1 pseudogene is annotated in these 303 nt (G+C 57.8%); it reads right to left on the bottom strand.

Going from position 1 to position 303, the window contains the following annotated elements:
- A pseudogene (locus LZP73_RS19890) lies at positions 1 to 303 on the bottom strand (periplasmic nitrate reductase subunit alpha); the annotation flags it as partial.

Genomic DNA, 303 nt, shown 5'->3' with positions numbered 1-303 from the left:
ATCCCAGGTGATTGGGGTAAATTCGCCTTCTTTGTCATATTTACCGTTTTTCATACGCAGCAGCGGCTGCGTCAAACGGTCTTTACCGTACATGATTTTGGGCAGGAAATAGCCCTTAATGCAGTTCAGGCCACGGTTAACCGGTGCGTCCGGGTCGCCCTGACAGGCCACCACACGCCCCTGCTGCGTTCCGACCAGAACGCCGCAACCCGTACCGCAGAAACGGCACGGCGCTTTATCCCATTTAATGGCTTCCTGCTGACCAACAACGGCGCGGGCAACGCCCGGCACGCTGAGACCGGC

It is taken from the genome of Shewanella sp. AS16, assembly GCF_021412365.1.
GTDB classification, from domain to species: Bacteria; Pseudomonadota; Gammaproteobacteria; order Enterobacterales; family Shewanellaceae; genus Shewanella; species Shewanella salipaludis.
The sequence above is the reverse complement of the archived record's forward strand: the minus strand, read 5'-3'. Positions and strand labels throughout refer to the sequence as shown.